This is a genomic window from Ectobacillus sp. OTK (assembly GCF_059698935.1).
Genome location: NZ_AP048547.1, coordinates 2,509,089 through 2,521,638, shown reverse-complemented (window position 1 = coordinate 2,521,638; position 12,550 = coordinate 2,509,089). Strand labels below are relative to the sequence as shown.

Genomic DNA, 12,550 nt, shown 5'->3' with positions numbered 1-12,550 from the left:
TGTTACTTGCATCCTTTTCTTTACTTGCTACAATAGAAGTATCTACCTTTCAAAAGCTATGAGCCCTTCTTTACCTTCCATACATGTTTTATAGCTTGTAAGCTGTGTAAGGCCTATCGGCCCCCTCAGCACAATATACTCCATTGACCACTCTTGGAAGCTTTTGAAATATAGCTGCTTTTTATTTTGATTGCGTCAAATAATATCATTCGCTCTAGTAAACGTACGCTAAAAGGAAGACCAGCGCGGCAAATACTAGGGCGGCCAAAAAGGATAGGTGAGATGATGTATCGAAAACAATTTTATCTTCCCAGCGAAAAAGGATTTGTACAAGCAGTCATTCGAAATTACATAAAGGAAGATTTTGATGAGCTTATCGCTATTCAAAGTGAGAGTTTTCCACCGCCTTTTCCATCCGAATTATGGTGGAACAAAGAACAGCTAACAGAGCATGTCACGCGCTTCCCACAGGGTGCCCTTTGCATAGAAATAAATGGTACACTTGCAGGCTCTATGACAGGACTTATCGTGCAGTTAGATCGTCATGACACCCATCATACATGGGCAGAAATTACGGATAATGGCTATATCCGTAACCATAATCCAAATGGAAATTCGCTCTATGTAGTCGATATTTGCATTCGTCCTTCCTTCCGAAAACTCAAGCTTGGAAAGCATCTTATGCAGGCCATGTATGACGTTGTATTACACCTTAATTTAGAGCGTCTTGCGGGCGGTGGTCGTATGCCAGGTTATCATAAAGTCGCAAACGAACTAACACCAGAACAATATTTACAACAGGTTGTAAAAGGAGAATTATACGATCCTGTTATTACATTTTTACTTCACTGCGGCCGGACTCCGGTCGGAATAGCACAAAACTATCTTGAAGATGAGGAATCACAAAATTATGGAGCCATTATGGAGTGGCGCAATCCATTTTTCTCAATATAAAAACTAACTTTTAGGAAAAGACCTGCAAATATCATATTTGAGCATGATGCGTCTTTACATAGTGTTCTAAGGAAAGCAACAAAGCCCCAGAATGATTTTTCTGGGGCTTCGTTTTATGCCAGCATAGCAGCCATATCTTCCGCTGCCGTTGTAATCAGTTGCAGATTAAAGGATTCTTGTAAAACCTCTAGTACGCCTGGAGAAATAAACTCCGGCGCTTTCGGCCCGATACGGATATCTTGAATGCCGAGACTAAATAAACCAAGCAAAATAGCGACCGCTTTTTGTTCAAACCATGATAGAACAATACTAACTGGAAGATCATTTACTTCGCAATTGAACGCCTGAGCCAAAGCCCCGGCAATTTTGATTGTTGAAACCGAGTTATTGCACTGTCCTAAATCAATGTAACGCGGAATGTTTGTGCCTGGTACAACACCATAATCCACATCATTAAAACGGAACTTGCCGCATGATGTTGTTAAAATAACAGCTTCTGGCGGAAGCGATGTCGCAAGCTCGCGATAATACTCTCCCCCCTTGCCAGGAGCGTCACAGCCAGCAATTACGAAGAAACGATGAATTTTCCCTTCTTTTACCGCCTCTACAATCTCAGGGGCAATGGATAATACTGTTTCATGATGGAACCCTGTGAGTAATTTCTCATCTGATTCCATGTTTGCCTCTGGCAATTCCAACGCTTTTTCAATCAACGGCGTAAAATCGTCATTTTCAATTTTACGCACGCCTTCTAATCCTGCTAGATCATAAGAAAAGAAACGGTCTGCATATGTCCCTTTAATCGGCATTACACAATTTGTTGTCGCCAAAATAGCCCCTGGGAACTTCTCAAATAAACGGCGCTGATCATACCACGCCTTACCGATATTTCCCTTTAAATGCTCATATTTTTTCAGTTGCGGATACCCATGTGCCGGGAGCATTTCGGAATGCGTATAAATATTAATTCCTTTACCCTCTGTTTGCTTTAACAACTCCTCTAACGCAAACAAGTTATGCCCGGTCACAACAATAGCTTTTCCTTCTACCTTATTTTGCGTAATTTTTACAGGTTCAGGAATACCAAAGCGATCTGTATGAGCTTTATCAAGCAATTCCATCACGCGAATCGCCGACTGTCCAACCTTCATTGCCATGTCAATATGCTCTTGCTCATTAAAGTTTGAATTGGTAAGTGTCATATATAAAGCTTCATGCGTCGTTGCATCAACAAATTCATCTGTATATCCGAGCTGCGCTGCATGTGTACGATAAGCAGCAATTCCTTTTAAGCCAAATACAAGTATATCCTGTAAGCTTGCAATTGTTTCATCTTTGCCGCAAACTCCTATTATCTTACATCCACCTGTTGGCGTTTGTTCACACTGGTGACAAAACATAATTCCAGCTCCTCTCTATTCATCTTAACATCTTTAGAATAGAGGAAAACAGCTAAAGAAACTGTGATGGAAGTCACAGGAATGTGCGTTATTTCGTTACAAACAAGTGAACAAATTTCTTGTTTGTTGAGCAAATGCTCAATACGTTAGCATAATTCTTTTTTCACTCTCCTGTATCAGTTGCTGCGCTTGCGGTGTTGCATGAATCACATCTCGAAATTCCTTCAAAGAATATAAATACTTCATTCCTTGCCAAGCATGCAGGCGAACAGGAACCCCCATTAATGTTTCATGGAACGGGAACGGTTCATCGATTGGTTCAATTTGAAAACCAAGTGAACGTAAATACATGTACATTCGTTTTGTCACAACTGCAATATACCAATCTACCTTTTGTTCAAGCGCGTGAATAAATAAAATAACCGCAAGCCGCTTAAAGTGCCCCATTCCCCGAAAGTGTTTGGAAATACTAAGTTTCCCAATCTCAAATACCCTTTTTTTATTCAACTCTGTAACGAGCCTATTCTGCGAGAATGGATAAAAAAATTCAGAATTAGACTCTTCAGGCTTTTTGTAACGAGCACACTCTACTGTACCAATATAGCGCTCTCCCTCACCGATAAGTAAGTAACGAGACGGATTTAAGTTTCGTTCAACAAACATCAAATTGCGCTCCTCACAAAAATCTCCCCACAATTGCTCAAACACAAAATGCTCCCTTTTCGTTTGAACATGCCGAAACATATTTTTCCACCTTCCTCTTCTCTACATTAATCTATGCCCTATATTACATCCATATTTATCCTTGTTAGCGTTTTCATAACCTATCATATATAACTTAAACTATAAATTGCAATGAAAAAGCTAGCTATTTTATGAAATTTTAATTCTATTATTGATAGATTTTTACTTTCAAGATATACTTTTTACATTCATATATAAAGAAAAATACAATTATTTGACACTGACGTACTGCCTCACTATATTATTGCTTAAATCGTAGTATCCTTCTCACCCAAAAAGCAAGGCTGGTTATCTACGTCTAGAAATTCTTCAATTGCATTCGGGGAGAGATCACTGTGACATATACATTAACAACTTATTATGCGTATGGAGTTTATGTAATACGCGCTAAGCAAGAAAAGTGGCTGGAATGCTATTTTATTGGTCACCAAGGTGCTGATGTACTAATGGAATCAAACATGCTTGTGAAAATGGACGAGCGTATGCAAAGGCTTGACAAAGAAGTAGAGCGCTATGGGTGTTTTGAAACATTAGGTTTACAACCGCATCGCCTCCGATTCGTTAGAACGATTACTGAAACAGAGAAGGACGACTGGGATAAATGGCATTATCTCTACCGCGAATTAAAATGGAAAATAAAATCTATTCAGCCGCATCAAACTGCCATCGTTCAAGAATGTAAGAATGAGTTCTCCCATGTGCAACAACTCGCGGAACAGTTGCAAAAAAACTATCCTGTATCACCAGGAGAACGGAAGGCACTTCACTCTTTACTTGACGATATGTATTGCATGATTGCAGAATTTCATCTTGAAGAGGGGACTGACAAAGCACAATGGCTTGTTAAGCCTATAGAAGCTCATGCCTCGGCTCCTTTAAACAGGCATGACGCCATCACTCTTATTGAAGCAGATGATTCCAATCCAGAAAATGAGGGCATAGACACATGTTCCACATTATTAGTACAAGACACTTTAAGTAAACATGGACTAACTGAAAATAGTCACCAAGAAACGCAGCTTACTTATCGTGAAGAGCGGGAGGACAACGGTATGAAATCTGAAAACACAGTATTAATGAACCCGATTCAACATACAAAAGAAGAATATGCACCGCTTCTTCCAAATGTATATGAAAATAAGGATGTAATTGAATATTTCCGCCGCTTCTATCAGCTTTATAATGCTATCACACCGCTCGCACATACTGAAGATGCAACGGTACAACCATTACTTATGCAATTGCATATAGAGCTAGCTTGGATTAAAACAAAAATTCTCCGTTCATTAGGAATCCACGCCGTTCATAGTGAAAATAAAGTTGGAGAAATGGAATTCATTCGACTAAAAGAAGGAGTCTATGCCAATACATTTCAAACGCTGATGCTGCACTCCTTATTTGACAACTTCGGGAAAGCTGTCAAAGACTCCGCTGCCGTATTTGAAATACAAAAAAATGTAATGATTCGTATGATTCTTGAACTGTTTCGTGACGAGCCAACTTCATTCCAAACGGGGACTCAGGAGAATTAAAAGTTTGAAACAAAGCATGGTTGCATAATCAATCATGCTTTGTTTTTTATACTGTAACCTTCATGAATAAGATCATCCATCTTCAATTTACCAGATTATAGCTGCAACCAGTCACGAAACAAACGAATACATTCCCCTTTTCCAACGAGAAATTCCCCTCGTTGTTTAGTCTTGTGTGGATAGAATTGTAGAAATATACCGCAGCCGGCTTCAATTTTTTTTGCATGCACTTGACTTCCCGGATACACGCATATAACTTCATAAATAGCACGTCGTTGAAACACACGCTTTCCATCCTGCTCTTCTACATATTTAATTGACCAATACTTATACATTTGTTCTGTAGCCTTTGTGTTTCCCACAGGCTGAAAAATATTATACATCGGGCTGTATTTAACTTCCACAATAATAGAAGATTGATAACGCTTGACACCATGTTCTGTCCTGTAATAATCAATGCGAATGTCTGGTTTTTTTGTATCCTCTCCATTATAAAAATTGCTCCCCTTACTTAAAGCAACGATTGGATGAGTCTCAATTAGCTCATTAAAAACAACATGGAGCGTTACATCCCCTAATTCTAGTACTACGGTTGTTCCATCTTGCAGGCCATCAAGGTAAAAATATGATTGAATCTGTTCGCGGACAGGAGCAATAGGCCGAAATCCGATTTCCTCCAAAATAGAGATAATAGCAAAATATGAATAATATTCATATATCAGAAATGTCGGTTTATGCACAAATAAAAAGGTTAGTTCATTCGTGTGAGTACTGCTTTTTCTATAGACTGTTTCTAAAATCTTCAGCAACTGACGCCGAGGAGGAGTCAAAGTATCCGGTACTCTCGCTACTCCTTCATCAGAAATTCCGCTCCAAAAACGAGAATGAAGGGATGCCGACAACTCACGATGCATACCCCGAACAATTTCATATAAAACCTTGTACTCCTGACGCTTCATCAATACTTTTCTCATATCTGTATCCTTTAAAAGATTCATATTTCGATACTTTTGTTTATCTCGATCTGTGACAGAACCGTTTTTTTCAATTGCCTGCAAAATTGTTTGAATGGCCTGCTTTTCTCGTTTACTGCTCTCTTCCAATCTCCCGAGTTTCTCTAAATGATCCTGTAAAAAATGGAGCAGTTGATGTACAAGCTTCTCGAATTCCTTCAACTTTCTCTTCATATAGCGGTTTGATGCACTATTGCGATCTTCAAAAAAGCGGAGGTTGCAGTTTTTCACTTCTCCTCGTTCTGCAAGTAAAGCACTTTTTCGAGCAGTATACTTTGTTTGTTTGCGTATACGCTGCTCTGTTCGATATTCCTTTCCATACTGTACTTCGTGTTCAATTTGTGCATATAGCTGCTTAATTCGCGCTGTATGCTGGGAAAGCCAGCGTATTGTTTGCATATAGGAATGATCCTCAATCTCAGCAAGCGAAGAAAAGGTTTTTTTATAATGACCTCGATCCACAATAAGGCTGCTCAAAATAGACATGACCTTCTCCTGAATAAGCCGCATTCCATCGTCAGAAAAATTTTTGGGTGTAATATGAAAGGCGCCATAATAACAATTTCCTGCAACCATCACTTCAAAATGATACATACCACAACGCCACGGATATAGATAGTCTGTCTTTCCATGTTCATAAATTAAAACAGTCGTTTTTTCGGGTCCAATCTCATATTTCCATTCCTTTTCTCCTTTTTTCCCCTCATATACTTTATTCCAAGTAAACATAACCTTTTCTTTGCTGTTTTGGATAGAAAGGCGAATTGGCTTCAGCTCTTGTACTTCATAGATGCACCGCGAAATAAAACGCGGTGATTCGCAAAGCCGGTCAAGAAAAATGACATCTCCCTTTTCCCCTCCCCCAACCATAAGCTGCAGTACAAACGAAAGCTTTTCACCGGTGTCAATAATATCTGTCCCGTTATCGAACATAGCCATACAGCTCCAGCTCTCTTGCTTTTTCTTTTAAAAAGGAAATGCTATGAGTAAATGCTGATACTTCCTTTGCAAGCGGAGATTGAAAAAGAATAAGAAGCGAATTCCCTTTCCTGCTATCCTCTGTAAGAAGCGGGCCGATTACAGCTTCTATACCCCGCAGCTTAGTAAAAACTCGCTGCTTCAGCTGTAAATCAAATGCCTCCTCTCTGCTAATAAGAGGAGTTCCATCTTCATCCTTTGGAATGTTAGCTATATAGTTTGCAATTGCTGCCACAACCCGAAACGAGAGTCCTTTCGATGGGTCGTGCGCTTGCAGCGCTGCATGCAGAGCATCAAGAATTTCAAGCTCTTCCTCAGAAAATACAGAAAATACGTCTTCTTCCTTCCTCCACTGCTTACAGTACTCTAATGCTGAAACAGAGAGTATGCGTCCCTTTGTGAGCGGTTGTTCCCTCATCAAAGCGGCCTCTCGAAAAGGTATCTTCCGAAAAACCACAACAGGGACACGATCAAGAAGTCGATCAGATAATTCCTTCGTCGTTTCATCAAAATTAACTGTACCAATAAAAAGAAGATTTGAACCAATTTTGATAAATGGCGGAATTTCTCCCTTCTGCTCTCCTGCGTATAAAGAGAGCAATCGTTCCTCTTCGCGCAGCTCTAACAATGATAAAAACGGGGTAAACCAATGTTCAATATGTGACATGTTCATCTCATCAAAGACAATCATATACAGCTTCTCAGGATTTTTTTGCGCTTCTAACAATGCACTTACTAAGCCTGAATCACTCTCCATATAACCCCCGTTCGGATGAAGATAGCCAAGCAAATCCTGCGGCTCTTGAAAAGAAGAGGAAATTGGAATCCAAACAAGTTCTTTCCCATATTGCAAACCAAGCGCTTCTGCGTACAGCTTCACAATTTGTGATTTTCCAATCCCGGACATACCTGCAACAATCGTAATAGGACTGGTTTTTAAACAAATGTGGAGGTTGTATAAATCAGTATCCTCAACGTATAGCTTCCTTTGCAGCGCCTGCATTTTAACATACTGCAAAAATGCGATTTCTTTCTTGTGTCCCTTTTGTCTTTCACTGATTGGAGGTGAATCCGACGCAATCAATTTTTCTCCCGTTTCCGCAAGCTGTCTTTTTAGTAGGTTATATGTTTGTTCGCTTACAAAATATAAATGATTCTCAATAAGAATATCATTTTCACCTTGCCAATCGATTACATCACAGTATAATACCTCCCGTTTTTGTTCCGAATACATAATAGAACTAATAGATGACTTTAAGGATAAGTTTCCGTATAATCGACCTTCATACATTAAAAGCTCAGGTGCTCCAAAGTCGCTCGGATGCTTTCTAAGCGCAAACGACACATATCCCTTTGCGAGCTTTTTTTCAAGAACTTCTCTCGTTTGACCGGCTTCTAAATAGGGGATTGGGATAATGCGATAAGAGTCACACGGTTTTTCCGCCTTCACCTGCAGCAATTCAGCATACAAGGAACCGTTAAAATACCGAAGATGAAAAATAGCTACATGTTGCTGTTCCATTTCTTTTGTCAGGAGAGATAACAGCTTCTCATTACGCTTTATAGTGGATAGTCCCTCAAACAGCACACTTTGCTCTAGCAATGCCTCAGAAATAGCCTTGGGAATTGGCGATAAACACTTTACGAAAAAGCGGGGATTGTCTGCCTCTCGAGGCATTACGATACCGATGAACATCATATGCTGCAATCGCTTCACCAAACTTGGATGAAGAGCTTGCTGGAGCTTCACGTTTTTGCCCTCCTTTTTCAATGCTTTTATCATTGTATGAATGCTTTTGAAAAACTAGAATGAAACTCCACATACTCACATGCTTCACACTCTCAAAATTAAACTTTCCTCAGCTATAAGAATAAGCAACCCGCTTAGCGAGGACAGATAAACAAACAGCGCACAAAACGTACGGTTCTGGAAAAGCAAATTCATAAAAGCTTTCCGTGTGTTCTTCACCATGAAAGGTATTTTTTTCTTTTGCGGTAAAGGTTATTGAACTGCGAGAGGCTGGGCGTTAGAGCTGGACAACACCCGAAAGTTATACTTTCTAATCTAAAATAAAAACACCTGATGTGTGATCAGGTGTTATACAAGTTCTCTTATGCTCTTATGCTCTTATGCTGCTTTTCCTTCTCCATTGCATTGCGCGCAATGCGCATTTTGGTCACGGTATAACGAAGAGTGTCTTCAATATTTTCATCTTCGTTCAACTGGATTTTGGCAAGAGCGGCCACTGTATTAGCGAGATGCTCCACCGAATGACGCATTTGTGTATTTTGGTCAAAAAAGGCTTCCTGCAGCAATGTTTCTACAATCTCTTCTGCTAAACCTTGGATACGACGCAATTTCTCCTCCATATCTCCAACCCCCCGGACCAAATGTATACAAAATAAGCCTAATCAGAAGCTTTCTGCTTATATAATAGTATTCTGCTGCATTATTTATATTCCTGCTGCATCTAGAGCAATTTTTTACCATATAAAAAACCGTCTGTTCCCAAAAAAACAGGCGGTTTATCTATCTTTTTAACCAGTTTAAAATAAATATATAGGATTGATAATGAACCTGCCGGATAAAAGCTAGCAGGAGTAATACGCCAGCTGCAATCATACAGTAAAGCATCCCAAATTGAACAATGACTCGTAAAGTTGGAGAAAATAAAGCAACTTTTTCAATACCATATAGTGCTGAGAAGGTTAGAAGAAGTACTGGAATATGCGGTATTTCATAAGGCACTCCTTTTTTGCTAAGCCGCTTCATGACTATAAAGCCAATCGCTTCGCATAAAACTAAACAAACAACAGCACTTACAATCCCCCATACAGCTGACATCATACCCCTGCCTTTTCTTTAAGATTTTAAAATAAGCTGATAAAAGAGCACATCCTGCCATTCGTTGAACTTATAGCCGGCTTCACGGAGACAGCCGGCGAAGGTAAAGCCAAAATCCTCATGAAGCCTAATGCTAATATCATTTCCTTTTGTAATGCCCGCAACAATCATGTGAAAATCTTTTTCTGGTGCCAAGTCGAGAATTGTTTGCATAAGTTTACGAGCAATTCCTTTGCCGCGCGCATCTTTATGTACATAAACGGAAATTTCAGCCGTCGATTTGTACGCCTCTTTCTCACGAAACGCAGAAAGTGAGCAATAACCGAGTACATGTCCGTTTTCTTCTGCTACAAGAAGTGGATAGGTGTCTCCATATTTCTGAAACCATGCTTGTCTTTCCTCCAGCGTTTGCTCCTGCAAGTCAAAGGTAGCTGTTGTGTTCAAAATAGCATCATTATAAATGTCTAAAATACCTGGTACATCTTCTAGTACAGCGCAGCGAATATTCATTAGTTTTCCTCCGTTACGACAATTGTTTTTCAAAGCAATCGATTGTGATCCCTTTAGAGGTTTGCTTTTCTCCCGAAAACACAAACCCGAGTCCTTCCCAAAACCGTCTCGCTTTTTTATTTTGCTTCAGGATGCCAATCCCTAGACCCGTTATCCCTTTTTCTTTGAACATGCCTTCAATTAAAAAGTACGCATTTGTTCCATATCCATATCCCTGATAAGCGCCGTGAATCATAAGTAAATTAATCCAAGCATACCCGTCTCTTTTAGAACTTTCCATATAATCAAGCAAACCGATATAAGTGTCGTCTGCTTTAATGAAATATACATCATGATTGGGAACCAGACGAAAAAACTGCTTTTGCAAGTCTTCATCCGTACACGCAGGTTCCCCGTTTTCCCATTCGTTATAGGTAGGATTAGAATGAATGATTTCTCTCATTACATCTAAATAAGCTTCCGTAACGCGTTCCAGTGTGAACATATCATCTCTCCAAGCTTTCTCATAATATAAATGTATTACGCGGACAAGTATTTATGAAAAAAACCTTAAAGCAGCAGGCCGCTTTAAGGTTTTTTTTCATACTCTGGCATAAGCCTGTACGGTTGCTTTATGAAATGCTTCTGTATTATATTTATGCTCAATAAAAATTTGATGCCATACCATAAAGGTAAGAACCGTCCAAATTTTACGGCTGTAATCGCCTTTGCCAGCGCAATGTGCTTCTAGCAAGTCTAATACATATTGCTTATCAATTAGGTGTTCCGTTTCGCTATTTTTTATAATCGCAACAGCCCAATCATACATCTCATTTTTCAACCAATGACGAATTGGAACAGGGAAGCCAAGCTTTTTACGACCTAGTACGTGATCTGGTACAATTCCCTTTACTGCCTCGCGCAAAATAGCCTTCGTTGTGCCGTCGGCAATTTTAAGCTCAGTCGGAATTTCCGCAGCAACGGCAAATACTTCTTTATCAAGAAACGGAACGCGGAGCTCAAGGGAATGCGCCATCGTCATTTTGTCCGCCTTCAATAAGATATCGCCGCGCAGCCATGTGAACATATCAATATACTGCATTTTACTTACATCATCATACGTGCGGATTTCATTATACAATGGCTTTGTAATGTCTAAATAGCTAATCGCACTATTGTAATTCTTCATCAATTGCTGTTTCTCAGCTTCTGTAAAAATTTTGGCATTTCCGTAATAGCGTTGTTCGATTGGCGTACAGCCACGTTCCAGAAAGCTTTTTCCTTTAAAGCCTTCCTGAAGAGCTCCACTTAGCGCCTTGAGCACACGTTTTCCTGGTTCTGGAATGTAGGAAAACAGCTTTAAGGAATTTGGTTCGCGATAAATATTATAACCGCCAAACAATTCATCAGAGCCTTCTCCCGAAAGCACAACTGTTACATGTTTACGAGCTTCCCTAGCAACAAAATATAAAGGAACAGCTGCCGGATCCGCAAGCGGATCATCCATATGCCAGATAATTTTTGGGAATTCCTTCATATACTCTTCCGGTGTTACATTAACGCTATAATTTTTTACCTGCAGCTTTTCTGCTGTTTCCTTCGCTACATCTACTTCACTAAAGCCCTCGCGCTCGAATCCAACCGAAAATGTTAGCAGGTTCGGGTTAAACTCCTTCGCGATTGATGCGATAATAGAAGAATCGATTCCCCCTGACAAAAAGGAGCCAACCGGTACATCGCTGCGCATATGTACTTGAACCGAATTATACAGAACATCACGAATTTTTTGGATATGCTCATCCTTCGTCACATGAGATGCCTTAAAATGCGGCTTCCAATATTGATGGAAAGAAATAGGTTTTCCCGGCTTCTTTACAAAATAATGACCAGGTTCAACCTTACGAACATCGACGGTGAGCGTTTCTGGCTCAGGACCGTATTGATACGTAAAATAATGCTGCAGCGACGTCGGATTCACACCCTTATTGTGAAGCGCGTGTAAAATGCTCTTCTTCTCCGAAGCGAAATATACTGCATCCCCATCCTCGGCAAAATGAAGCGGCTTGATGCCAAAATGATCACGCGCACCAAAGAGCACCTTCTCTTCGCGATCCCAAATCATAAATGCATACATGCCTCGTAAATAATCCACACACTTTTCTTTCATATGTGCATACAGCGCAATAATAACCTCTGTATCACCGTGTGTAGCGAATGTTGCACCTTTTTCAAGAAGCATTTCCCGCAGTTCTAAATAATTGTAAATTTCCCCATTAAAAATAATGACGTATCGCTCATTTTCATATGTTAACGGTTGATGACTCGCTTCTAAATCAATGATGCTCAAACGCCGAAAGCCAAATTGCACGTATTCATCGCGGAAATATCCCTCATCATCCGGACCGCGGTGATAAATTATCGTATTCATATTTTCAAACTGCGTAATTTCTTCGTTGGAAAGTGCTTTAGGTTTCTCGTACAAACAACCTACAAAACCGCACATAGCTCTTACCCTTCTTTCTTTCAATTTCCATTATTTTTTCTATACTGCCACATTGACCTTATTAATACTAGCATAAGAATGACAAGACTGCG

11 protein-coding genes are annotated in these 12,550 nt (G+C 39.8%); 2 read left to right on the top strand and 9 right to left on the bottom strand.

The window, feature by feature from the left end; all coding sequences use genetic code 11:
- Nucleotides 1–285 precede the first annotated feature (285 nt).
- Entirely contained in the window at nucleotides 286–954 is a 669-nt protein-coding gene (locus tag AC6HZ4_RS12415) for a GNAT family N-acetyltransferase (RefSeq protein WP_497495691.1), read from the top strand.
- A gap of 113 nt (nucleotides 955–1,067) precedes the next feature.
- Here AC6HZ4_RS12415 and hcp read toward each other — a convergent pair whose 3' ends face one another.
- Together hcp and AC6HZ4_RS12405 are read right to left on the bottom strand one after the other, a co-directional pair.
- Entirely contained in the window at nucleotides 1,068–2,354 is a 1,287-nt protein-coding gene (gene hcp / locus AC6HZ4_RS12410; RefSeq protein ID WP_497495334.1) for a hydroxylamine reductase, read from the bottom strand.
- Nucleotides 2,355–2,492: 138 nt separating this feature from the next.
- Nucleotides 2,493–3,098, bottom strand: coding sequence for a hypothetical protein (locus AC6HZ4_RS12405; protein ID WP_497495333.1), 606 nt, complete (start codon nucleotides 3,096–3,098; stop codon nucleotides 2,493–2,495).
- A gap of 335 nt (nucleotides 3,099–3,433) precedes the next feature.
- Between AC6HZ4_RS12405 and AC6HZ4_RS12400 the strand changes: the two genes are divergently transcribed.
- Nucleotides 3,434–4,630, top strand: a complete 1,197-nt coding sequence (locus tag AC6HZ4_RS12400; protein ID WP_497495332.1) for a hypothetical protein — start codon at nucleotides 3,434–3,436, stop codon at nucleotides 4,628–4,630.
- A gap of 95 nt (nucleotides 4,631–4,725) precedes the next feature.
- On the opposite strand, the gene AC6HZ4_RS12395 is transcribed toward AC6HZ4_RS12400, so the two are convergent.
- The 7 genes from AC6HZ4_RS12395 to asnB all read right to left on the bottom strand — a co-directional run bounded on the left by AC6HZ4_RS12395 (nucleotide 4,726) and on the right by asnB (nucleotide 12,458).
- On the bottom strand, nucleotides 4,726–6,582 hold the full coding sequence (locus tag AC6HZ4_RS12395) for a hypothetical protein (RefSeq protein WP_497495330.1): 1,857 nt from the start codon (nucleotides 6,580–6,582) through the stop codon (nucleotides 4,726–4,728).
- On the bottom strand, nucleotides 6,566–8,371 hold the full coding sequence (locus AC6HZ4_RS12390) for a DUF8727 domain-containing protein (protein ID WP_497495329.1): 1,806 nt from the start codon (nucleotides 8,369–8,371) through the stop codon (nucleotides 6,566–6,568). The genes AC6HZ4_RS12395 and AC6HZ4_RS12390 overlap by 17 nt, the downstream gene beginning before the upstream one ends.
- Nucleotides 8,372–8,733: 362 nt before the next feature.
- Nucleotides 8,734–8,991, bottom strand: a complete 258-nt coding sequence (locus AC6HZ4_RS12385; protein ID WP_497495328.1) for a LemA domain protein — start codon at nucleotides 8,989–8,991, stop codon at nucleotides 8,734–8,736.
- Between the two features lie 160 nt (nucleotides 8,992–9,151).
- The gene (locus AC6HZ4_RS12380; RefSeq protein WP_497495327.1) at nucleotides 9,152–9,469 is read right to left on the bottom strand and encodes a hypothetical protein; all 318 of its coding nucleotides are present in this window, start codon (nucleotides 9,467–9,469) and stop codon (nucleotides 9,152–9,154) included.
- A gap of 15 nt (nucleotides 9,470–9,484) precedes the next feature.
- Nucleotides 9,485–9,976 (bottom strand): GNAT family N-acetyltransferase, encoded by a 492-nt coding sequence (locus tag AC6HZ4_RS12375; RefSeq protein WP_497495325.1) that lies wholly within the window; start codon nucleotides 9,974–9,976, stop codon nucleotides 9,485–9,487.
- Between the two features lie 13 nt (nucleotides 9,977–9,989).
- Nucleotides 9,990–10,460, bottom strand: a complete 471-nt coding sequence (locus tag AC6HZ4_RS12370; RefSeq protein ID WP_497495324.1) for a GNAT family N-acetyltransferase — start codon at nucleotides 10,458–10,460, stop codon at nucleotides 9,990–9,992.
- Between the two features lie 96 nt (nucleotides 10,461–10,556).
- Nucleotides 10,557–12,458, bottom strand: coding sequence for an asparagine synthase (glutamine-hydrolyzing) (asnB, locus tag AC6HZ4_RS12365; protein WP_497495323.1), 1,902 nt, complete (start codon nucleotides 12,456–12,458; stop codon nucleotides 10,557–10,559).
- Nucleotides 12,459–12,550: the final 92 nt, after the last annotated feature.

What these genes read in the sequence shown, in the direction of transcription:
- AC6HZ4_RS12415 (WP_497495691.1), top strand. Translation starts at nt 286, where the DNA reads ATGTATCGAAAACAATTTTATCTTCCCAGCGAAAAAGGATTTGTACAA.
- hcp (WP_497495334.1), bottom strand. Translation starts at nt 2,354, where the DNA reads ATGTTTTGTCACCAGTGTGAACAAACGCCAACAGGTGGATGTAAGATA.
- AC6HZ4_RS12405 (WP_497495333.1), bottom strand. Translation starts at nt 3,098, where the DNA reads ATGTTTCGGCATGTTCAAACGAAAAGGGAGCATTTTGTGTTTGAGCAA.
- AC6HZ4_RS12395 (WP_497495330.1), bottom strand. Translation starts at nt 6,582, where the DNA reads ATGGCTATGTTCGATAACGGGACAGATATTATTGACACCGGTGAAAAG.
- AC6HZ4_RS12385 (WP_497495328.1), bottom strand. Translation starts at nt 8,991, where the DNA reads ATGGAGGAGAAATTGCGTCGTATCCAAGGTTTAGCAGAAGAGATTGTA.
- AC6HZ4_RS12380 (WP_497495327.1), bottom strand. Translation starts at nt 9,469, where the DNA reads ATGATGTCAGCTGTATGGGGGATTGTAAGTGCTGTTGTTTGTTTAGTT.
- AC6HZ4_RS12375 (WP_497495325.1), bottom strand. Translation starts at nt 9,976, where the DNA reads ATGAATATTCGCTGCGCTGTACTAGAAGATGTACCAGGTATTTTAGAC.
- AC6HZ4_RS12370 (WP_497495324.1), bottom strand. Translation starts at nt 10,460, where the DNA reads ATGTTCACACTGGAACGCGTTACGGAAGCTTATTTAGATGTAATGAGA.
- asnB (WP_497495323.1), bottom strand. Translation starts at nt 12,458, where the DNA reads ATGTGCGGTTTTGTAGGTTGTTTGTACGAGAAACCTAAAGCACTTTCC.